Annotated in this window: 16 protein-coding genes and 1 pseudogene; 8 read left to right on the top strand and 9 right to left on the bottom strand. The window is 63.4% G+C overall.

Going from position 1 to position 20,964, the window contains the following annotated elements; translation table 11 throughout:
- Window positions 1-22 precede the first annotated feature (22 nt).
- Together EB815_RS08085 and EB815_RS08080 are read right to left on the bottom strand one after the other, a co-directional pair.
- Complete coding sequence (locus tag EB815_RS08085) at window positions 23-1,027, bottom strand: amino acid ABC transporter substrate-binding protein (RefSeq protein WP_056575894.1); 1,005 nt, start codon at window positions 1,025-1,027, stop codon at window positions 23-25.
- A 122-nt stretch (window positions 1,028-1,149) separates the two neighbouring features.
- Window positions 1,150-4,206, bottom strand: coding sequence for an aminotransferase class III-fold pyridoxal phosphate-dependent enzyme (locus EB815_RS08080; protein ID WP_065005519.1), 3,057 nt, complete (start codon window positions 4,204-4,206; stop codon window positions 1,150-1,152).
- 132 nt (window positions 4,207-4,338) lie between these two features.
- On the opposite strand from EB815_RS08080, the gene EB815_RS08075 reads away from it, so the two are divergent.
- Entirely contained in the window at window positions 4,339-4,779 is a 441-nt protein-coding gene (locus EB815_RS08075; protein ID WP_056575891.1) for an Lrp/AsnC family transcriptional regulator, read from the top strand.
- A gap of 53 nt (window positions 4,780-4,832) precedes the next feature.
- Here the strand turns inward: EB815_RS08075 and EB815_RS08070 are convergent, their stop codons facing one another.
- Window positions 4,833-5,366, bottom strand: a complete 534-nt coding sequence (locus tag EB815_RS08070) for a TetR/AcrR family transcriptional regulator (RefSeq protein ID WP_056576537.1) — start codon at window positions 5,364-5,366, stop codon at window positions 4,833-4,835.
- Between the two features lie 145 nt (window positions 5,367-5,511).
- On the opposite strand from EB815_RS08070, the gene EB815_RS08065 reads away from it, so the two are divergent.
- Together EB815_RS08065 and EB815_RS08060 are read left to right on the top strand one after the other, a co-directional pair.
- Window positions 5,512-6,861 (top strand): efflux RND transporter periplasmic adaptor subunit, encoded by a 1,350-nt coding sequence (locus EB815_RS08065; protein WP_056575889.1) that lies wholly within the window; start codon window positions 5,512-5,514, stop codon window positions 6,859-6,861.
- Window positions 6,858-9,941, top strand: a complete 3,084-nt coding sequence (locus EB815_RS08060; RefSeq protein ID WP_056575886.1) for an efflux RND transporter permease subunit — start codon at window positions 6,858-6,860, stop codon at window positions 9,939-9,941. Before EB815_RS08065 ends, EB815_RS08060 begins: the two co-directional genes overlap by 4 nt.
- Window positions 9,942-10,072: 131 nt before the next feature.
- On the opposite strand, the gene EB815_RS08055 is transcribed toward EB815_RS08060, so the two are convergent.
- Both EB815_RS08055 and EB815_RS08050 read right to left on the bottom strand, forming a co-directional pair.
- Window positions 10,073-10,528 (bottom strand): L,D-transpeptidase, encoded by a 456-nt coding sequence (locus tag EB815_RS08055; protein WP_056575884.1) that lies wholly within the window; start codon window positions 10,526-10,528, stop codon window positions 10,073-10,075.
- A gap of 222 nt (window positions 10,529-10,750) precedes the next feature.
- Window positions 10,751-11,059 (bottom strand): hypothetical protein, encoded by a 309-nt coding sequence (locus EB815_RS08050; RefSeq protein ID WP_056575882.1) that lies wholly within the window; start codon window positions 11,057-11,059, stop codon window positions 10,751-10,753.
- A 201-nt stretch (window positions 11,060-11,260) separates the two neighbouring features.
- On the opposite strand from EB815_RS08050, the gene EB815_RS08045 reads away from it, so the two are divergent.
- A complete protein-coding gene (locus tag EB815_RS08045) occupies window positions 11,261-11,428 on the top strand; it encodes a hypothetical protein (protein ID WP_081295026.1) in 168 nt (55 codons plus the stop codon).
- Window positions 11,429-11,498: 70 nt separating this feature from the next.
- Here EB815_RS08045 and EB815_RS08040 read toward each other — a convergent pair whose 3' ends face one another.
- A complete protein-coding gene (locus EB815_RS08040; RefSeq protein WP_056575880.1) occupies window positions 11,499-12,200 on the bottom strand; it encodes a response regulator transcription factor in 702 nt (233 codons plus the stop codon).
- A 45-nt stretch (window positions 12,201-12,245) separates the two neighbouring features.
- Here EB815_RS08040 and EB815_RS08035 point away from each other — a divergent pair, with 45 nt between their 5' ends.
- Together EB815_RS08035 and EB815_RS08030 are read left to right on the top strand one after the other, a co-directional pair.
- Window positions 12,246-13,019 (top strand): response regulator, encoded by a 774-nt coding sequence (locus EB815_RS08035; protein ID WP_171883347.1) that lies wholly within the window; start codon window positions 12,246-12,248, stop codon window positions 13,017-13,019.
- Between the two features lie 93 nt (window positions 13,020-13,112).
- A complete protein-coding gene (locus tag EB815_RS08030) occupies window positions 13,113-15,197 on the top strand; it encodes an ATP-binding protein (RefSeq protein ID WP_056575876.1) in 2,085 nt (694 codons plus the stop codon).
- 119 nt (window positions 15,198-15,316) lie between these two features.
- On the opposite strand, the gene EB815_RS08025 is transcribed toward EB815_RS08030, so the two are convergent.
- Window positions 15,317-15,727, bottom strand: a complete 411-nt coding sequence (locus EB815_RS08025) for a hypothetical protein (RefSeq protein WP_056575874.1) — start codon at window positions 15,725-15,727, stop codon at window positions 15,317-15,319.
- Between the two features lie 497 nt (window positions 15,728-16,224).
- Between EB815_RS08025 and EB815_RS08020 the strand changes: the two genes are divergently transcribed.
- Window positions 16,225-17,427, top strand: a complete 1,203-nt coding sequence (locus EB815_RS08020; RefSeq protein WP_056575872.1) for an aromatic ring-hydroxylating oxygenase subunit alpha — start codon at window positions 16,225-16,227, stop codon at window positions 17,425-17,427.
- Between the two features lie 150 nt (window positions 17,428-17,577).
- On the opposite strand, the gene EB815_RS08015 is transcribed toward EB815_RS08020, so the two are convergent.
- A complete protein-coding gene (locus EB815_RS08015; RefSeq protein WP_244494126.1) occupies window positions 17,578-18,195 on the bottom strand; it encodes a TetR/AcrR family transcriptional regulator in 618 nt (205 codons plus the stop codon).
- 116 nt (window positions 18,196-18,311) lie between these two features.
- Between EB815_RS08015 and EB815_RS08010 the strand changes: the two are divergent.
- Window positions 18,312-19,341, top strand: a pseudogene (locus EB815_RS08010) (aldo/keto reductase).
- A 74-nt stretch (window positions 19,342-19,415) separates the two neighbouring features.
- On the opposite strand, the gene EB815_RS08005 reads toward EB815_RS08010, so the two are convergent.
- Complete coding sequence (locus EB815_RS08005; protein WP_056576534.1) at window positions 19,416-20,834, bottom strand: aminotransferase; 1,419 nt, start codon at window positions 20,832-20,834, stop codon at window positions 19,416-19,418.
- Window positions 20,835-20,964: the final 130 nt, after the last annotated feature.

Raw genomic sequence — 20,964 nt, 5'->3', positions numbered from 1 at the left:
TCGCGTCAAACAAATCTGGACGTCAGCGCGCCGGCGGCGCGTACATCAGCCCGCCGGCATTCCAGAGCGCATTGATGCCGCGCGCGATCTTCAGCTGACTGGACTGGCCGAGATTGCGTTCGAACATCTCGCCATAATTGCCGACCTTGGCGACGATGTTGTAGGCGAATGCCGGATCGAGCCCGATCTGCTTGCCATTGTCACCCTCGACACCGAGGAACCGCCGGATCGTCGGGTTCTGCGACTTCAGCGAAGCGTCCGCATTGGCCTGTGTGATGCCGTCTTCCTCCGCCTCGATCAGCGAGAATAGCGTCCAGCGCACGACATCGAACCATTTGTCGTCACCCTTGCGAACGGCCGGGCCGAGCGGTTCCTTCGAGATGATCTCGGGCAGTACGGTGAAGGCGGCGGGATCGGTCAGCTTCAGGCGTTGCGCATAGAGCGCCGAGGCATCCGTGGTGTAGACATCGCAGCGGCCGCTGTCGAACGCCTTGATGATGCTGTCGGCGGAATCGATGACGACCGCCTCGTATTTCATCTGATGGGCGGTGAAATAGTCGGCGACGTTTTGCTCGGTGGTCGTGCCCTGCTCCGCACAGATAGTGGCGCCAGAGAGCTTGAGCGCGCTGTCGACGCCGAGGTCCTTGCGCACCATGAAGCCCTGGCCGTCATAATAGGCGGCGCCGACGAAGTGGATGCCCATGCCGGTGTCGCGAGACAAGGTCCAGGTCGACTGGCGTGACAGCATATCGACGGTGCCGGCCTGCAGTGCCGTGAAGCGTTCCTTCGTCGACAGCGGCACATAACTCACCTTGTCGGGGTCGCCGAAAACGGCGGCAGAAACCGCGCGGCAGAAATCGATGTCGAAGCCGCTCCATTTGCCCTGGTCGTCGGGCGCCGAAAAACCCGCCACGCCCTGGCTGACGCCGCAGATGATCGAGCCTCTCTGCTTGACGATGTCGAATGTGTCCGCGTTGGCCAGCGTAGCCGATGCCAGCAAAAGCGCTGTGATCAATGCATGTCTCATGGTTTCCTCCCTTTATGAGGCAAAGCCCCGCCTATCGCCGGCGTTTGAAGCGCCGGACGTTCGTGAAAAATTGCTGTTGTCATGTCTGGTTACGCGCCGCCTGGGCGGTGCGTTGATCTGTCCTAAGCCCCTTCCGCCAGAACCGCCGCCATCGCCTCGTCCAGAACACCGGCCAGATGATCGGCATTGGCCCGGCTGAAGATCATCGGCGGGCGCATCTTCAGGACATTGTCATATGGCCCCTCGGTGCCGATCAGCACGCCACGTGCCCTCACCCCATCATTGATGCGGCGGGCAAGGCGTGTGGCCGGCGCCTTGCTCTTGCGATCCTCGACCAGTTCAATGCCGAGGAACAGGCCCTGGCCGCGCACATCGCCGATGATGTCGTAGCGATCCTGCAAGGCCTTGAAGCGGGCCATGAGATAATCACCGATCTCCAGGGCGTTGCGCCTGAGGCCATCGCGCTCGATGACGTCGAGCACCGCGAGCCCGGCAGCGCAGGACACCGGGTTGCCGCCAAAGGTGTTGAAATACTCCATGCCGTTGTCGAACGAGGCGGCGATCTCTGACGTCGTCACCAGCGCCGCCATCGGATGGCCGTTGCCGATCGGCTTACCCATCGTGACGATGTCGGGCGTCACGCCTTGCGTCTCGAAAGCCCACCAATGGCTGCCGACGCGGCCGAAGCCGACCTGCACCTCGTCGGCCGCGCAAATACCGCCGGCGGCGCGCACCATCGCATAGACCTCCCCGAGATAGCCGTCCGGCAAGAACACCTGGCCGGCGACGCTGGGGATCGATTCCGCCAGGAACAGGCCAGGTGCACGGCCTTGTCTCGCCATATCGGCGATCTGCTCAGCGACGCTCTCGGCGAAACGCTTCGCATGTTCGTCCACCGGCCATTCGGCCGGGGCACGATAGCTGTCGGGTATGGTTGCCTCGAACACATGCGCCGGGCGCCCCTTGCCGCCCTTGCGCTTGTATTTGTAAGGGCTGAGCTCGATCAGCTCCTGCGTCGTGCCGTGATAGGCCCAGTCGAGCACGATCGCCTCGCCTCGGCCGGTATGGGTGCGCGCCATGCGCAGCATCAGGCTGTTGGCCTCGCTGCCCGAGCAGGCGAAGGACGCCACCGACAGGCCGGCGGGCAGCGTCGCCGTCAGCCGTTCCGCATAGGTGACGATGGCATCGTGCAGGTAGCGCGTGTTGGTGTTGAGCTTCGCGGCCTGTCTGGCGATCGCCTCGACCACGTCGGGATGGGCATGGCCGAGATGGCAGACATTGTTGAAACAGTCGAGATAGGCGCGGCCGCGATCGTCGATCAGCCATGCGCCCTCGCCGCGCACGAATTTGATCGGCTCGGAGTAGGAAATGGAGAGGTTGGGCAGCAGCGACGCCTTGCGCGCGGCAACGATCTGTGGGCGTGACCGGCCGCTCTGCCGGAAGGTCTCGGGCGGAATGCCGGCAAGTTCGGCGGCATCGGGGAAAAGTTCCTTCCAGACGTCGAGATAACGCTCCTCGCCGACACCGAGGATGTCGCTCGCGGCGAGGCTTGTATCCGTCGATATCTGGAAATGCAGATGCGGCGCCCAGCCGCCGTTTTCGGTTGGCGTGCCCATCTCGCCGACAAGCGCACCCGCTTCCAGACGGTCACCCGCCTTCAGCCGCCGTCCCGCCTCATGCGCCATATGCCCCCACAGGGTGACGAAGGACGGGCAGCCCGGCGGTGTGTGCTCCAGCGCCACCAGGCAGCCATAGCCAAGCGGATCCTCCTCGACCTCGACGCTTCTGACGATGGCGGCGAGCGGCGTGTAAAGCCGCGTCCCCGCCGCCATGAAAAGGTCGAGGCCGAGATGGTTGGCACGGCGAGCGCCTTCCACGAAACGCGACTGGAAGATGTCGCTGGTGTAGACGGTGCGTGCTTCGCCCCATGGGCCGATGCCGAGCGCAACGCCGTGCTCGGCGCAATAGGCATTCCACCACGCCGTGGCCTTGTCGGGCTGCTGCGCGGCCGATGTCACCGTCATCGGATTTTGCGGATCTCCATAAGGCACCAGCGCCTTTGCAAGGGTCGCCGGATGGCGGTCGAGGATTGGCGCGAGCCGCGCTCGGTTTGCCGTGATCCAGCCTGTCACGGCGCGGGCTCCGGCGGCGGCTTCGAAGCCGCAGGCTTTGCGCAGGATCGCCGTCGCGAAGTGCCGGTTCATCCTGTCCAGGCGATGCAGCAATCGCCAGGCCGGCGCTTCCGAGATCGACAGATAGGGATTGCCGCCGGTGCGGTCCCTGCGCGCGGCCGACAGTGTCACCGAGGTGACGAGACGCATGGCGATGAGGTCGAACAGCAGGTCGAGTTCCTCTTCGCGCAGCGGATACTCGGCATGGAAGCCGGCGGCGAGGCGGGCAGCGGCGCCGATCGGATCCTCGGCATCAAGGATCGCATAGGCGCAAGCGACCGCGACCTCGGCGATCAGCACGCTGTGCAAGGCATCGCCGAAATCGATCAACCCGGCTACAAGCTCGGGCCTTTCGGGATCGACGAGCACATTCCAGTCATTGGCGTCGTTGTGGATGACCTGTGCCCGCAATGCCGGCAGGTTGGGTGCCACCTCGGCATCGAAATGATCGAGGAACCGTTCCAGCAAGGCGCGGTCCTGATTGTCGTCGATGTGATGCAGGCGTTGCCGTGCCGCACCTGCCCGGCGAATGTCCCAATCGAATGAGCGCAGCGCGCCGGGGTGAATGAAGCCTTGCAGGGCGTGGTCCAGCCTGCCGAGCGCACCTCCGAGGCTTTCCAGCAGCGCCGGCGTGGCCTGGCTCTCGGCCAGTGGCCGGCCGGGACGCCACGACACCAGGCGCACGGCATGATCCTCGCCGCCCGGCCCCTTTGCATGGGCGAGCGAAGCACCCTGTAGCGTCTTCTTTATACGTGGCACGGCCAGATACGGGCTGTTGCGCTCAAGGTGATCCAACAATGCCGTCTGGAATTCACTCTCGACGAGCGGCTCGCTGGCGTTGACGATCTTCAGTATCCACAGCGAATGGTCTGAAGCCGTCAGCTTGAAATTTCGGTCGCGCTCGCTGTCGAGGGGCGCGATGCTGCCGGAAATACCGAAGTGCCGCGCCGCGATATCGACGGCCTCGTTCTGCGAGACTTGAGGGGCTGGGTGTGAAACGTTGGTCATCGGTATTCCGGATCTGCCTTGTCAAAGCTTGGCATGGGCCTGGAAATCGGGCATCCGGCAAAGCGTCGGTTGCGCCGGCACAATGACTGCATCGGCCGGCACATTAACGGAACCGCAGGGGAGCGTGACGTCATGAAGGAACTGGACGCCAAGGACCGGGACATTCTTGCCATTCTGTCCAAGGAAGCCCGCATCCCCCTGAAGACGCTCGCGGGGCGCATCGGCCTGTCGCGCAGCGCTACGAGCGAGCGGGTGGCCTCGCTGGAAAAGAGTGGTGTCATCAGAGGCTACCGGGCCGATATCGGCCAGATGGACAAAGGACTGGTCTGCGCGTTCCTGCTGGTCACGCTGGTCCGCACGCCGTCAATCGGCATTCTCGACCAGCTGGCGCGCTATCCGGAGGTCCGGCGCGTGTCGTCGGTAAGTGGCCAGCTGGATCTCGTGGTCGAGGTCGAAGTGCCGTCGATCGACAGGCTGAACACAGTGCGCGACCTCGTTGCCACTCTCGGCGGCGTCGAGGACCTGACGACCGCGATCGTCTTGCGCCGGGACATTGAACGGGCCGTCGATTGAACGCTCCGCGGCAACGGCGTCCTTCGCGCACGGCCGCGGCCGCACAGCCATACCTATTTGGCGATCTCCAGCAACGACGCCACCAGGAGCTCGCGCTCATCCTTCGACAGCACGTCGAACTCGAAGAGGTCCATGCTGCGCAGCCCCTCGATGGCGAGATAACAGATCAGCAGCGATTTGAGGTCTGATGTCTCGCCCTTCAGCCGCTCGAAAAGCTGCCGCTTGAATGTCTTTATCGGCGTCATGAAATCGGGATCCTCGGCGATCGCCGAAAAGATCCAGGAGGCCGAGGGCTGCTTTTCCTCGCAGTCACTGGCCGACAGCCTGATATAGGCGGCGAGCGGGTTTTCGCCATCGTCGCCGGTGCTGGCGGCTTCCAGCGCTTGCTCGAAATCGCGCAGATAACCCTCGACCAGCCCCTGCATCAATTTGGCCTTGGTCGGGAAATTGTAGAGCAGCCCGCCTTTCGATACGCCGGCACGGCTGGCGACGGCATCCAGCGATAGGCTGCCGGGCCCGGATTCCCGGGCAACATCAGCCGCCGCTGCGAGAATCTTCTCGCGCGAGTTCGGTCGTCGGTCTCTCATGGCGCCTCCCATCGCAAGCTTAGGCCCAATTGACAAGACCGTCCAGACGGTACAGTAAGGCCGCCACTATTTGAAATCGGGACCCGCAGTCGATATGTGTCCCGATGTCCGAGCTTCGCGCCGGATTTCGACTGAGGGGACTTCCTTGTTCAAGCGCATACTACGTATCTTTCTCATCATTCTCGTCCTGGCCGTGCTCGTCATTGTGGTCGGCGGTATCGTCGGCTTCAACTTCCTGCGCGACAACGGCATCAAGCAGTATTTCGCCACGATGAAGCCACCGGCGGCGACCGTTTCCACGACCATCGCCAAACCGTCGAACTGGACGCCGGGCGTCGAGGCGATCGGTACGGTGCGCGCCGTGCGCGGTGTCGACCTGACCGTCGAGACCGCCGGCATCGTCAAGGAGATTCCCTTCCATGCCAACGAGAAGGTGGCGGCCAACGCGGTGCTGCTGCAACTCGACGACGCCGTCGAACGCGCCGATCTCGACGCACAGAAGGCGCAGGCCGCGCTCGATCAGGTATCGCTGACCCGTGCCATCGAACTGACCAGGCGTGGCGTCGGCTCCGACTCGACGCTGGACAGCGCGCGAGCGGCGGCGTCCGCTTCGGCATCCCAGGTCACCAGGTTGCAGGCCGTGCTCGATCAGAAGCAACTGACGGCGCCCTTCGGCGGCACGGTCGGCATTCCGAGGATCGACCTGGGCCAGTACATCGCACCCGGCACCTCGGTGGTGACGCTGCAGGATCTCGACACGATGCGGGTCGACTTCTCGGTTCCTGAACAGCAATTGCCGCTGCTCAAGATCGGTCAGACGGTTCGGCTGGGCCTGAGTGGCGCGGACATGCCGTTCGCAGGCGCCATTCGCGGCATCGACCCCAAGATCGACTCGTCCAGCCGGCTGGTGAACATCAGGGCGGAGGTCGCCAATCCGGAAGGCAAGCTTACGCCCGGCCAGTTCGTGCAGGTGCGTGTCGAATTGCCCGAGGAGCAGAACGTGCTGGCGCTGCCGCAAACGGCGCTGACCACCAGCCTTTATGGCGACTACGTCTTCGTGGTGCAGCAGGCGAAGCCCGCCGGCGCGGCCCCGGCCCAGACCGCCAAGCCGGAGGAAAAGCCCGTGGCGGCCGCCACCGACAAGCCTGCGGACGCCAAGCCGGCCAACGCGATGAAACCGGCGGCCGATGCCATGAAGCCTGCCGCCGATGCCGCCAAGCCAGCGGACAAGGCCGCTTCCGATGCCACCAAACCGGCAGCCGCAGATCCCGCCAAACCGGCGGCGGAAGGCGATAAGCCCGCGCTTGTCCTGTCGCAGGTCTTCGTCAAGCCCGGCCGCCGCAATCAAGGCATGGTCGAGATCGTCGAAGGGCTGAAGGCTGGCGACGAGGTCGTCACCGCGGGTCAGAACCGCCTCTTCAACGGCATGTCCGTCAACGTCGACAACACGATTGACCCGACCAAATCGGCGAACAAGCAGGCCGACGACCAATGAGCTTTTCCGATCTCTTCATTCGCCGGCCCGTCCTGTCGACGGTTCTAGCCTGCATGATCCTGCTGCTCGGTTTCCAGGGCATCTTCAACCTGTCGATCCGGCAGTATCCGAAGGTTGACGAAACCGCGATCACGATCACGACGGCCTATCCGGGCGCCAGCGCCGACCTGATCCAGGGCTTCATTTCAGCCCCGATCGCGCGCGCCGTCGCCTCGACCGAGAACATCGACTACGTCACCTCGTCCAGCCGTCCGTCCTCCAGCACCGTGACGGTGCAGATGAAGCTCGGCTCCAACCCGGACGTCGCGCTCACCGAAGTGCTGTCCAAGGTCCAGGGCGTGCGCGGCACCTTGCCGGACGCCTCCAAGGATCCGGTCATCGTCAAGGGCACCGGCCAGCAGTTCGCGATGATGTACATCTCGATGCAGAATCCGAACATGACGAAGGAGCAGCTGACGGAATATATCGAGCGCGTCATCAGGCCCCGCATGTCGACGGTCGAAGGCGTCGCCGACGTGCAGATCTTCGGCGCCCAGGAATACTCGATGCGCGTCTGGATCGATCCGGTCAGGCTCGCGGCGCGTGGCGTGACTGCGGCGGAAGTGCTGGCGGCGATCAACAACTCGAACTTCCTGTCGGCGCCCGGCAACACCCAGAACGAGTACGTCGTTTCGTCGATCACCGTGCGCTCGACGCTGCAGACGCCGGAGGCCTTCGCCGCGCTGCCGTTGCGCTCGACCGACGGCAATGTGGTGCGGCTGCGCGACGTGGCGCGCGTCGAACTCGCTGCCGCGAACACCGATACAAGGGTAAGCTTCAACGGCAAGCCCGGCACCTTCCTCGCCATCTTCCCGACCCCGGCGGCCAATCCGCTGACCACCGCGGCCGCGTTGACCAAGCTCGTACCGCAGATCCAGGAGACGTTGCCGAAAGGCATGACGATCGAAGTCGTCTACGACGCGACCGGACAGATCAGCGCCTCGATCGATGAAGTGTTCAAGACCATCGCCGAGGCGGTCGCCATCGTCGTCGTCGTCATCCTCTTGTTCCTTGGCTCCTTCCGTTCGGTGATGATGCCGATCATCACCATCCCGCTGTCGCTGATCGGCGTCTGTTTCCTTTTGTTCGCGGTCGGCTACTCGATCAATCTTCTGTCGCTGCTGGCCATGGTGCTGGCGATCGGCCTTGTCGTCGACGACGCCATCGTGGTGGTGGAGAACATCCACCGCCACATGGAAGAGGACCACATGTCGCCGATGCAGGCCGCCTTCAACGGCATGCGCGAAATCGCCAGTGCCATCGTCGCCATGACCATGACGCTCGCGGCCGTGTTCGCACCGCTGGCCTTCACGGGCGGCCTGACCGGCGCGCTGTTCCGTGAGTTCGCGGTGACGCTCGCGGGCTCGGTGGTGCTGTCGGGCATCATCGCCATCACCATCACCCCGATGATGTCGGCACGCCTTCTGAAGCCCGGCAACGCAGGCCGTTTCCAGCGCATTGTCGACGGCACGTTCGCGCGGGTGGAGCACGTCTATGAGCGAGCCGTCACTGGTTCGTTGAACTACCGCCCGCTGACGCTGCTTATCGTGCTGGCGCTTGTCGGTGTGACCGGCTTCATGTTCACCAAGACTTCGAGCGAGCTGGCGCCGGAAGAGGATCAGGGCTTCCTGCTCTCCCTGGTGACCGCGCCGCGTTATGCGACATCCGATTACACCGAGACCTACGTCAACCAGATTCTCGGCCTGGTGAAGGATATTCCGGAAACACGCGCGCAGTTCTCGGCCGTCGCCTTCGGCGGTACGACGAACAGCGCCTTCGTCGGTTTTGCTTTCAAGGATTGGGCCGAGCGCAAGCGCAATTCGAAGGAGCTGCAGGCCGACATTACCGCTCGTATCGCCAAGGTGGCGGGCGTCCAGGCCTTCGTCTTCGCCCCGCCGACGCTGCCGGGGTCCGGCGGCGGCCTGCCCATCTCCCTGGTGGTACGCTCGACCGGCGATTCAGCCGAAGTGTACGAGGCGGCCGAGCAGATCAAGAACAAGGCGCAGGCCTCCGGCCGCTTCATCGTCGTGCAGAATTCGATGGCCTATGACGCGCCGCAGGTGACGGTGACCATCGACCGCGACCGCGCGGCGGCTCTCAACCTGCCGATCGCCGACATCGGTCGCACGCTCACCTTGCTGGTCGGCGGCGCCGAGGTGGCGCAGTTCGACCGCGACTCCAACAGTTACGACATCATCCCTCAGGTGCCGCAGGAATTCCGCGACAACCCCGAAAGGCTCGGCGAGTATTTCGTGCGCAGCGTGACGGGCGAGATGGTGCCGCTGTCGGCCGTGGTAAAGATTTCGAACAATGCCTCACCGGCGGCAATCGAGCAGTTCAACCAGCTGAATTCGTCGACGATCTCCGCGCTGCCGCTGCCCGGCGTCACCACCGGCGACGGTTTGAAGGTCCTCGAGGACATTGCCAAGGAGAGCCTGCCCGATACCTTCTTCATCGACTATTCCGGCCAATCCCGGCAGGAGAAGGAACAGGGCAACACGATCCTGATCGCCTTCGGAGCGGCAGTCATCGTCATCTACCTGGTGCTGGCGGCGCAGTTTGAGAGCTTCCGCGACCCGCTGATCATCATGATGGCGGTGCCGTTGTCGATTTTCGGCGCGATCGTGCCGCTCAATCTGGGCCTTGGCACGCTCAACATCTACACGCAGGTCGGCCTGATCACTCTGATCGGCCTGATCACCAAGCACGGCATCCTGCTGGTCGAGTTTGCCAACCAGCAGCGCGAGGCCCATGGCATGCGGCGGCGCGACGCCATCATCGCCTCGGCCAAGGTGCGCCTGCGGCCGATCCTGATGACGACAGCGGCAATGGCGCTTGGCGTTGTGCCGCTGATCACGTCGAGCGGCGCTGGTGCCGCGGCCCGCTACTCGATGGGCCTGGTCATCTTCACCGGCATCCTGGTCGGCACCATGTTCACGCTCTTCGTCGTGCCCATGTTCTACACCTTCATCGCCAGCAAGGACTTGCCGCATCACGCGGAAAAGCCGGATCCGAAATTGATGCCGGCGCTGCCGGATTGATGGAAAGCCGAAGAACAAAAAAAGAGGCCGGGAACTTCCCGGCCTCTTTTTTTAGCTGCGCTCAACCGCGGGAAATGGTCCTACGGGAGTCCTGAACGGGCACGGCGGTCCGCCGGCCCGCTCACAGCCTGCTACTTGACGATGACGATGCTGGTGTTGGCCGGCCCGAAGGTCTCGACAAGCTGGTAGAAATCGGCGGCATTGTCGGGATGCAGCCGCACGCAGCCATGCGAGGCCGGCTGGCCGAGGCGCTTGATCGCATAGGTGGCATGCACCGCGTAACCGCCGCTGAAGAACACCGAGTGCGGCATCGGCGCGTTGTCGTACTTCTTCGAATACCACATCTCATGCATGCGCGTCGGCTTGAACGATCCCGTCGGCGTCACATGCGCCCGGTCGCCGGTGGAAACCTTCCAGGCGAAGGTCGGCCGGCCATCGACCGAGACTTCCATGATCTGCTGTGAAAGCGAGACCCGCGCGACAATCTTGTTGGCGGCGTGCGCTGCGTCGGCGCCAAACAGAAGCACGGCCCCCGTGAACGCGGCGACGGTGATGTTGATGAGCTTGGCGGAAATGGTGGTGTGCATGATATCCCCTCTCTGTCTGCCGGTCCGGCCGGCTCCAATTCGATGAGCGGCTTATCGCTGCGCCATGTTTCGGACAGATTTCGTGAAATGCTCGTTTGTGTTTCGAATCTGTTTCTTCCGGTTAACAAATCAAGAGGTCGGGGGGCGACTGCATTTGCTCGCACAGATCGGAGCGGGATGCGGCACATGGGTATTCCCCACGAAACGAAAGTTCGTATTGACTTATATGAAAGGCACGAAGTCAATCTCGAAACCAATCTGCAACAAAACGTCGGGTCTGGCGGCATGATCCGGATACGGGCCGGAAGCAAAGTTGACGTAACGAAAGCAGACGGCAACGACCATGGGAACGAAAACGAACATACGGTCCTGGCTTTTCAGGATCGGCATCGCGGCGGCGGTCATCGGCGGTGTCGGCACAGTTGCCGGCGGTTCCGTGGCGAGATTGGCGGCGATGAGTTCGAACGAGATCTCTACCCTGCACGCCGCCCTGTTTTCAGCCACGGTCTGGATTGTTTCCAGCCTGCGCATCGCCCGGCTCAAGGCCCTCTGGCGGGTTGGCCTTCGGTTGCTGGCATTGCGCGGCCCCTCCGGCAACTTGCTGCCGAGAGGACCGAAGGCCCGCGCCGCGACGGGGGGCTCCGTGGGCGGCGCGGGCACTTCGGGAGTTTCCTGAAGCGACCCGCGACACATTGATTTTTGACGAATTGGCATTTCTGGGGAGTTGGAACGATGAAAACGAAATTCGCGGCCTCGGTGCTTTCGGCATTGCTTTACGCGCAGGGCCTGCTCGGCTTTGCCGCCCTCGCCTCCGTGCTCCTGAGGGATCGCGCCCAGGCCAATGAACTCGTCATGACCAACGACATGCCATCGGGGCCGTCGCTGCTGGTGGTACGCTGAGCTTCGGAAGCATCGGTGCGAGGGGGAAAATCCGATGCTCAGCCAGAAATATCTTCCGGGCACCCTGCCATCAGTCCGCGAATTGCTGCGGCGGATCGAACCGGTAGCCGGCGCCGCGTATGGTGGTGATGGTCTCGGTGTCGAGCTTGCGACGCAGCCGCACGATGCGCGAATCGATGGAGCGATCGAAGGCGTCGGCGTTCTCGGCCGGTGCCGCGGCGATGATGTCGTCACGCGTCAGCACCTTGCGGGGGCTCGCCAGGAACAGCCTGAGCAGCGCCACCTGACCGGGCGAAAGCTGTTCCTCCGTGCCGGAGCGGTGCATGACGATGGCCGACCTCAAATCGACTGTCGCATTCTCCAGCACGATCAGTTCCTGGGTGCCCCTGCCGCGCCGCGAAAGCAGGCCGCCGACACGGGCGGCGAGTTCCCTGACATTGAGCGGGCTTTCGACAACGTCGGCCGCACCGAGTTCGAGCGCCAGCACCTTGTCGACCAGATCGGTAGGCCGGCAGATCAGGATGAAATCGGGTCCATCCTCGCCGCCCTCGCCTTGGCCGCCATGACGCCTGAGCAGATCCCGGCCTTCCGCCTGACTGAGACTGTCACCGACGACAACGACATCGATGCCCCTGCCTGCCAGCAGCGACTCCGCCTCCCAGGGCTGTCGCGCCTGGCGCACGTCATGGCCACGCCGCTCGAGATGGTCTGCAAGTTCGGTCGCGACCACCTCGGCGACGGAAACAAGCGCGATGACGGCTCGTGCGGCCATGTTTTCCAACCATCCCCTTGCAACCGGATATGAGTGCTGGACATGATGTTTATACCCAATCTACTTTCCACTGAAAGTGGGAGCGAGTGCATCGTGCGGGCAAGAATTGTTATCGTCGAGGACGAGCCCGACCTGAGGGATGCGGTTGCCGAATATCTCGGCGCCGCCGGCTATGACGTGGCGACCGCGGAAACCGCGGCCGCCGCGCGCAGCCTGATCGAGACGCAACCCTTCCATCTGGCCATCCTCGACATCGCCATGCCGGGCGAGGACGGGCTGTCGCTTGGCCGTTGGCTGCGCTCGAAAATGCCGATCGGCATCATCTACGCGACCGCCGCCGGCACCGCGCTCGACCGCATCGTGGGGCTGGAACTCGGGGCCGACGACTACATCGTCAAGCCATACGAATTGCGCGAAGTGCTGGCCAGGGTCCGCAGTGTGCTGCGCCGCGTTCCGCAGCCGACGGAGCTGCTCGACAGGAAAGCGAAGACGGACCGCCGCTCGGTAGCCTTCGGCCCGTTCCAGGCCGATCTCGACGGCAGGCTGGTCACCGGCGCCAATGGTGCCGTGATCGACATGGCCAAGAGCGAATTCGACGTGCTGGAGGTCTTCCTGACCCGCGCCAACCGGCTGCTGACGCGCGCCGCGATCTCGGAGGCCATCGGCTTCACCGAGGATCCGGAATCGTCGCGCGCCGTCGACATCCGCATCATGCGCCTGAGGAAGAAGATCGAGATGGACCCAGCCAACCCGAAATTCCTGCGCACGGTGCGCGGCGAAGGCTATATCTTCTCGCTGCCGACCGGCGACGGCAACTGAGCGCCGGCCCACAGGGTTCAGGCTCGCAGCCGTTGCTCGCCGATCGAATTTGGGTCGATCGAATTGGCAATGACCTTGGAATAACGGCTGACAATGACGGGCGAAGCAACAAGCACGGATACGGGTTTCAGGCAGGGCGCGGCGATGGCGGCCGTGCGCGTGGTTCGTCGGCTGCGCGAGGCCGGCGACTGGCAGCGCGAAATGGACGGGATATTGGAAACGCTGTGCCGGGCCATCGAATGCCAGCGCGGCATCCTGTTCCGCTTGCGTGAGCTGCCTGGCCAGGGTTTTGCCCAGTCGGTGTCCGCCTACTGGATCGACCCCGACTTCGGTGGAGAACTGGCCTCGCCGACCGTCATCATGCAGTCGATCGTCAACTCCGATCCGCTGTTGGAGCGCGTGGCCGAGGACGAACGGCAAGGCAAGATCTTCGCCGGGCACACGCGCAACCTCGAAGGCTTCCTGAGAACCGATTTCGAAAAGCAGAGCATCAAGTCGTTCCTGTCGGTGTCGGTCTTCGCGCATGGCCATCTGTGGGGCACGCTGGCCGTCAATGACTGCGTCGGCGAGCGCGAGTGGACCGACGAGGAAGAGGCGACGCTGCATATCATCGCGCTCGCCATCGGCGATGCCATCGAACATTCGCCTTCCGACGCCCATGCCAGCGAAGTCATCCGGCGAACCATGCTGCAGGCCTCGCTCGACGCCATCATCGTCATCGACGAGGCCGGATCGATCATCGAATTCAATCCTGCCGCCGAAAAGATGTTCGGCTTCCGGCGCAGCGACATCCTCGGCAAGGACCTGCTCGACACCGTCGTGCCCGTATACTACCGCAAGGGCTATTCCTCGGGCGCCGACTACATGTCGGGCCGCGGCGCGCCCATGGTTGGCCAGCGGCTCGAGACCGTGACGCAGAATGCCGCGGGCGAGGTGTTTCCAATCGAACTGACGGCGACCGAGATGCGCGTCGCCGACCGCCGCCTGATCTTCGGCTCGATCCGCGATTTGCGCGACAGGCTACGGGCCGAGGAAGAGATCAACCGGCAGCGCGAGAAACTGCACCAGAACGAGAAGATGGCAGCGATGGGCTCGCTGCTCGCGGGCGTTTCGCACGAGCTCAACAACCCGCTGGCGGTGGTGGTCGCGCAATCGACACTGCTGCATGAATTCGCCACCGACCCGCAGACCAAGGTTCGTGCCGAGAAGGTCCGCGCCGCCGCCGAGCGCTGCGGCCGCATCGTCAAGAGCTTCCTCTCCATGGTGCGCCTGCATCCCGCGGCGCAGGCCGAGACCGATCTCAACGAGGTGATCCGCGCCGCGCTCGAGGTGACAGCCTATGGCGCCCGCTCGAGCGGCATCATCATCGACACCGATTTCGCGCCCGGCCCGCTGCTGGCCATGGCGGACGCCGACCATGTGACGCAGGTGGCCGCCAACTTTTTGATCAACAGCCAGCATGCGCTTGCCGGCATTGCCGGGGACCGACTGATCAAGGTGCGGACATTCCGCACCGATCGCGGCAATCCCGGCTTTTCGGTCGAGGACAACGGGCCCGGCATTCCCGAAGCGATCCGCAACCGCATCTTCGAGTCCTATTTCACCACCAAGCCCGTTGGTGTGGGCACCGGCATTGGCCTGTCGATCTCGAAATCGATCATCGAACGGCACAATGGCAATGTCTGGTTCGAGGAGGTTCTCCCCAGAGGCGCGCGTTTCGTCGTCCATCTGCCGGCCATCTCGGCGGGCATCGCCGCCGCCGGCGAAACGCAGCCACGCTCGAGCGGACTGCGCCATGCCTTGATCATCGACGACGAACCTGATGTCGCCGGCTCGCTGTCGGACATTCTCGAACTGATGGGCATCAAGTCGCGGATCGCGCCTGTCTGGGTATCGGGCACCGCCACCTTGAGCGGCCACATGCCACCGGACATCGTCTTTTCGGACCTGCGCATGCCCGGCACATCGGGCATTGCGATCTACCGCGAACTGCTCGCCGAGAGGCCTGACCTCGCACGACGTTTCGTGCTGGTCACCGGCGATCTGATCGGCGCCAAGGCGGAAATCGAGGCCTTGCCGGCGCAGCAGCGGCCGCAGATCCTGGAAAAGCCGTTCAGCACGCTGGACGTGCGCAGCGTGCTTTCAATGATTGCCGAGCAGGCGGCGTTGAAAGGGTAAAAAAGAGGCTCCCGGCCGACTGAGCGGCGGGAGCCGAAGAGAGCGCTGGAGGAGCGCTCGGGGAGGTCAGAGCATGATCCCGAATGGGAACGGGTTTCGGGGTCACGCTTCGACGGAAATCAGAAAATGTTTGGCGTGTTGGTCAGCGGTGCGGCATTGGCGATCATGCGGATCGCGCGGGCCTTGTGCGTGCCGGACTGCTCGGCGATAGCGCGCAGGCAATCCACGCTCTCGGCGCCCCAAGCCTGCCCCTTGCAGGCGAAATCGAGCGTCGGCATTGGCAGGCGCGCGGTCTTGATTGTCGTCGGCGCGCCGTCGACGATGTTGGCTGGCGGGTTCAACGAAGCGAAGGCCGGCCCGACTGTCGGCGCAAGCGCCATGCCGACGAAGGCGCAAGCAGCCAGTCCCATGAACATAGCCATCGGGTGGTCGCTGGCGCGTTGGCGCAGCGCCAGTTTCGGGCGTCGGTCAGCGCGCTCTGGAGCCTGGAAGCGGTGCTCGCCGCTGATGATCTTGACTTTCGCATGCATTGCCTTCCCCTTCGCTGCGTTTCTTTTTGGCGATGAAACGAACTTACTCGCGCTTTGTAACAGCACGAACGTGGTGTCGATCTAGCAATGTAACCAGGTTGAAACAGAAGTTTCGGGCAAAATCGGGCAAAATCGGTCAGCTCGGCTCACATTTGGCCGAGGCAAGCGAACCTCAGCCCAAGTCCCACACGCGATCCCGGCCCCAAGCGCCTGCCGAACAGCAGATCGGCCGGGGTGCGGAGAGCGCTTTCTGCTTCCGGCCATGCGTCTTGCCTTTCGGTTTCCGCGCCTCGGGAAATCGTGCCGGGACGGCGTCTCGGAACCGAGGCTAACACCCGGATTCTCCGCGATTTTCCTGGGCAGCAGCCGTATCGAATTCGGCCGAAGGCGATGCTCCTATCCCGCCTCAGAACCAGCCGTATTTTCACAAGCCATTGCATTTCAATGGGAAATATGCTTTTATTGAATGATTATTCAACAAAAAGAAGAGACGTTTTATGAACCCGCACCTCCGTGACGTGGCGATCCCCAACGATTGGGACCGGCGGGGACTACCGGGCTGGAGTTACCATTCCGATGCCCTTCTCGAGCTCGAGAAGGAGCATGTTTTCCGCAACCACTGGCAGATCGTCGGCCATGTTTCCGACATCCCGAACGCCGGCGATTACCTGACCATGGACGTGGTCGGCGAACGCGCCCTCATCGTGCGCGGCAAGGATGGCGTCGTGCGCGGCTTCAACAACATGTGCCGCCATCGCGGCAGCCGCGTCGTCGCCGACAGCCAGGGCAATTGCAAGAACGCGCTGGTGTGCCCGTTCCATGGCTGGGTTTACAATCTCGACGGAACGCTGCGCGGCGCCGCGCGCCCGCGCTCGTTCCCCGATCTCGACAAGACCGAGTTCGGCCTGATGCAGCTCGATCTCGAAATCTGGATGGGCTTCATTTTCATCCGCTTCCGCAATGGCGGCCCACAGCCTTCGGTCGCTGAGCTGATGAAGCCGATCGAGCCCGAATTCGCGCATTACAATGCCGCCGACATGGTGCCGTCCTGGGGCATCTGGACCCAAAAGACGCCGGTCAACTGGAAGTCCGTGCGCGATGTCGACAATGAGGGCTATCACGTCGCCATGGCGCATCCCGCCTTGCAGGATCTCTATGGTGCGACCTATTTCGACGAGCCCTTCATCAATGGCGTGTCGCGGTCCTTCGCCACCTACAACCCGCATGCCGGCCGCCGCTGGAGCGTCAGGAACTACGTCAAGATCGCGCCCGAGCCGACGCATCTGCCGGACTATCTGAAGAAGGCCTGGGTCTATTACGGCATTTTCCCCAATGCGGTCATTTCGGTGATGCCGGAATCCGTGCAGTTCTACCAGGAGTTTCCGTTGTCGACGGGGCAGACCCTGCTGCGCGGCGCGATCTACCGTTACCGCGACGAAAGCCGCGAGCAGGCCGCCGCAAGATACCTGTCCTTCCGCATCGACCGCGACACCATGTCGGAAGATGTGCAGCTGTCCGTGTGGTCGAACGAATCCATGCTGTCCGAGGCCTTCGAAGGCTTCTATCTCTCAGACTTGGAATACGGTGTGCGCACCCACCACGACCATCTGCGCAAGATGCTGCCGGTGCTGGGCCTCGAGACCGCGCCCGAGGAGAAGGACATGTGGAATCTGAACGACGCGCTCAGGTCGCGATCCTAGATCAGTTCACTATTTCACGGAAACGGCGAACCGCTCTGGCTATTTGTTGTCAAGCAATTGCGGACCCGTTTCATACTTTCCCGGAACTGCGCCAGGTGGGGCGTAACCGGAGCCCGCGCGGGCCTGGCGCGCTTCAGACCGTTTGGCCCGCTACGACGACTTCGCGCCGTGGCGCAGCCCGTCGATGAGGAGAGCGACCATGCGCTCCGCGCGGCCGCTTCCGGCATTGTGGGCCGACATGCACAGGCTCGCCACCGCGCCCAGAAGCTCGTCGGCATCGACATCGGCGCGAATCTCACCAGCGTCGGTCGCGGTCTTCAGAAGCGTGCGCAGGGCAGGCCGCAGCCTCTGGTCGAAGTAACCCGGCAGACTGTCGAACGCCGGATCTCCCGAGTGCAAGGCCTTGGCGAGCCCACGCTTGGCCGCGACGAAGGCCGCGTATCGCTGCATCCAGTTCGCCAGCGCGTCGAAGGGTTTATGCCCGGCCGACAGGACGGAAGCTGCGTCCGCGCAGGCATCGATCTCGCGGCGGAAGACGGCGGCGATCAGGTCGGAACGCTGCGGAAAGTGCCGATAGACGGTGCCGATGCCGACACCCGCTCTTTCCGCGATCTCGCGCACCGGCGCATCCACGCCGGAGCTCGCAAACACCGACAGGGCCGTCTGGAGCAGCGTGTCGAGATTGCGCCGAGCATCGGCGCGCACGCGCCGGTCGGCGCGGGCTGGAGGCTCCAGGCCACCATCTGAATCGTCTGTCCGGTCGTTCACGACACACCCGCTTGCAAAACGGAACATTGTTCCGTATAAAGCGGAATACTGTTCCGCTTAGGCTGAATAGCACAGCAAGGCAGTGCTGGCCACAACCCTGCACCAAGGAGAACGTCATGCACTACCGCACACTGGGACGAACCGGCATCAAGGTCAGCCCTTACTGCCTGGGCGCGATGATGTTCGGCGGACTGGGCAATCCCGACCACGACGATTGCATCCGCATAATCCACAAAGCCCTGGATCACGGCATCAACTTCATCGACACCGCCGACCGGTATAGCCGTGGCGAGTCGGAGGAGATCGTCGGCAAGGCGCTGAAGGGCCGGCGCGACAACATCGTGCTGACCACCAAGGTGAATGGGCTCATGGGGGAAGACGCGAACAGCCAGGGCAATTCACGACGCTGGATCATGCAGGCTGTGGAGGCGTCGCTGCGCCGCCTGCAGACCGACCATATCGATCTCTACCTTATCCATCGGCCGGCGCCGGACACAGATATCGAGGAAACGCTTTCCGCGCTCACCGATCTGATGCGCAGGCAAGGTGCGGGCGATCGGATCCTCGACCTTCCCGGCCTCCGAGATCGTCGAGGCCCAATGGGTCGCCGAGCGGCACGGGCTAGCCCGTTTCCGCACGGAACAGCCGCCATATTCGATCCTCGATCGCGGCATCGAGCGCGACGTGCTTCCCACCTGCGAGCGACATGGAATGGGAGCGATGGTCTGGAGCCCATTGTCGAAAGGCATGCTCACCGGGCGTTACCGCAAGGGGCAGAAGATGCCCGACAGCCTGCGGGTGAAATACATGCCCAGGCAAATGTCGGATGAGCGCAGCCTGGATGCGGTCGAGCAACTCATCCCGTTGGCGAACGAAGCAGGACTGTCACTCACCCACATGGCGATGGCTTTCGTCATGGCTCATCGCGGCGTGACATCGGCCATTCTTGGACCGCGCACGATGCAGCATCTCGACGATCTGCTCGCCGGCGCCGAGGTTCGCCTCGGCGACGACATCCTGGATCGCATCGATCAGATCGTCCCGCCGGGAACCGATGTCGGACTGAATGAGGCCAACTACAACCCGCCGGCGATCCTGCAAGCCGATCTGCGTCGCCGGCCTGCCGGCGAACGCGCCGCTGCATAGATCCGCAAGGTCGGAGGAGATCACCTGCCCAACAGGCACCTTCTCCCCGTGAGACGGGGAGAAGAAGGACAGCTTTACCCCTGCCACACGCCTTCCCGACGCAGGTCATCCATCGTGCGTGAAATGCCTTCGCGCAGGATTCCGACCATGTCGTCGATCTGCTCGCGCGTGATGATCAGCGGCGGCGACATCACGCACATGTTGATCAGCGGACGCACCAGCAGGCCAAGCTCATGGCAATGGCCGTCGATGCGTTTGCCGACATCCTTGTCGAGTTGCAGCGGGTCCTTGCTTTCGCGGTCGGCGACGCATTCCACGCAGCCCATCAGTCCCACGCCGCGCACCTCGCCAACCAACGGCAGGTCTTCCAGCGTCTTCAGCTGCGCCTGGAAATAGGGGGCGACCGCCTGCGTGTGCGCAAGCACGCTTTCTTCCAGCAGGTCGAGGTTCTTCAGCGCCACGGCGCAACCGACCGGGTGGCTGGTGTAGGTCAGGCCATGGCCGAACATCGCATCGGGATGGTTCGAGCGGCGCAGTTCTTCAAGCAGCCGTTCCGAGATGATGACGCCACCGAGCGGAAAATAACCCGAGGTGACGCCCTTGGCGAAGGTGATCATGTCGGGGTCGATGCCGAACACGTCGCCCGAGGCGAAGACATGGCCAAGCCGGCCAAAGCCCGTCACCACCTCGTCGGAGACATAGAGGATGTCGTTGTCGCGGCAGATCTCGCGGATGCGCCCGAGATAGCCATCGGGCGGCACGACGACGCCGCCGGAGGCCTGCACCGGCTCGCCGACGAAAGCGCCTATTCTGTCGGCGCCGAGACGGGCGACCGTGTCGCGGAACTGGTCGACGAGGAAATCGGTGAAGGCGGCAAGGCTCATGCCTTGCGGACGGCGGAACGGGTCGGGCGAGGACAGCTTGATCACAAGCTCGTCGGCCCCATCCATCCAGTCGCGGTCGCGCGGGCGGCCGTTGAGCGAGGCCGACAGGTAGGTCGAGCCATGATAGGCGCCGCCGCGCGACAGGATCAGCTTCTTTTCCGGGCGGCCGCGCACATTGTTGTAGAACTGCATGAAGCGCAGTGCCGTCTCCACGGCCGAAGAGCCGCCGGTCGTGTAGAAGACATGGCTGAGATCGCCCGGCGCATGGCCGGCGATGCGCATGGCAAGCTCCGCCGACGGCGCGTTCATCGTGTACCAGGGCGTGTTGTAGGAAAGCGCCATCGCCTGGTCATACATCACCTTGGCCAGCTCCTCGCGGCGGTGGCCGACATTGACGCACCACATGCCGGCCGGCCCGTCGATCAGCCGCTTGCCGGTGCTGTCGGTGATGTAGATGCCGTCGCCCTCGCCGATCAGCGCACGTGCTTCCGCGCCGACGGAACCGGCATAAGGCCAGGGCTGGATGAGATGGCGCCTGGCCAGTTCGATGGCATCGCCGCCGCCGGCCTCGGCCGTCTCGGTCGCCCTTAGATCTCTCGCAGCCGCCATGATCGCCTCCACATCATCTCGTCGATTTCTTCTCGGCCATGCAATCCAGCGTCAAATGCCGAAAATCCGGGCTTTCTTCACTTCATTTTGAATGTCCGTTCAATCAATATTGCAGAAATAGCGCTTGATT

Origin of the sequence: Mesorhizobium loti (assembly GCF_013170705.1) — a bacterium.
Classification (GTDB): domain Bacteria; phylum Pseudomonadota; class Alphaproteobacteria; order Rhizobiales; family Rhizobiaceae; genus Mesorhizobium; species Mesorhizobium loti_D.
This window is presented reverse-complemented; position numbering and strand designations above follow the sequence as displayed.

Bases quoted from the DNA above. Each gene is read 5' to 3' on its own strand.
- EB815_RS08005 (WP_056576534.1), bottom strand. From the start codon at position 20,834: ATGGCGGCTGCGAGAGATCTAAGGGCGACCGAGACGGCCGAGGCCGGC.
- EB815_RS08030 (WP_056575876.1), top strand. From the start codon at position 13,113: ATGACGGGCGAAGCAACAAGCACGGATACGGGTTTCAGGCAGGGCGCG.
- EB815_RS08035 (WP_171883347.1), top strand. From the start codon at position 12,246: ATGTTTATACCCAATCTACTTTCCACTGAAAGTGGGAGCGAGTGCATC.
- EB815_RS08040 (WP_056575880.1), bottom strand. From the start codon at position 12,200: ATGGCCGCACGAGCCGTCATCGCGCTTGTTTCCGTCGCCGAGGTGGTC.
- EB815_RS08025 (WP_056575874.1), bottom strand. From the start codon at position 15,727: ATGCATGCGAAAGTCAAGATCATCAGCGGCGAGCACCGCTTCCAGGCT.
- EB815_RS08020 (WP_056575872.1), top strand. From the start codon at position 16,225: ATGAACCCGCACCTCCGTGACGTGGCGATCCCCAACGATTGGGACCGG.
- EB815_RS08045 (WP_081295026.1), top strand. From the start codon at position 11,261: ATGAAAACGAAATTCGCGGCCTCGGTGCTTTCGGCATTGCTTTACGCG.
- EB815_RS08050 (WP_056575882.1), bottom strand. From the start codon at position 11,059: ATGCGCAGGCTGGAAACAATCCAGACCGTGGCTGAAAACAGGGCGGCG.
- EB815_RS08075 (WP_056575891.1), top strand. From the start codon at position 4,339: ATGAAGGAACTGGACGCCAAGGACCGGGACATTCTTGCCATTCTGTCC.
- EB815_RS08070 (WP_056576537.1), bottom strand. From the start codon at position 5,366: ATGAGAGACCGACGACCGAACTCGCGCGAGAAGATTCTCGCAGCGGCG.
- EB815_RS08085 (WP_056575894.1), bottom strand. From the start codon at position 1,027: ATGAGACATGCATTGATCACAGCGCTTTTGCTGGCATCGGCTACGCTG.
- EB815_RS08055 (WP_056575884.1), bottom strand. From the start codon at position 10,528: ATGCACACCACCATTTCCGCCAAGCTCATCAACATCACCGTCGCCGCG.
- EB815_RS08060 (WP_056575886.1), top strand. From the start codon at position 6,858: ATGAGCTTTTCCGATCTCTTCATTCGCCGGCCCGTCCTGTCGACGGTT.
- EB815_RS08080 (WP_065005519.1), bottom strand. From the start codon at position 4,206: ATGACCAACGTTTCACACCCAGCCCCTCAAGTCTCGCAGAACGAGGCC.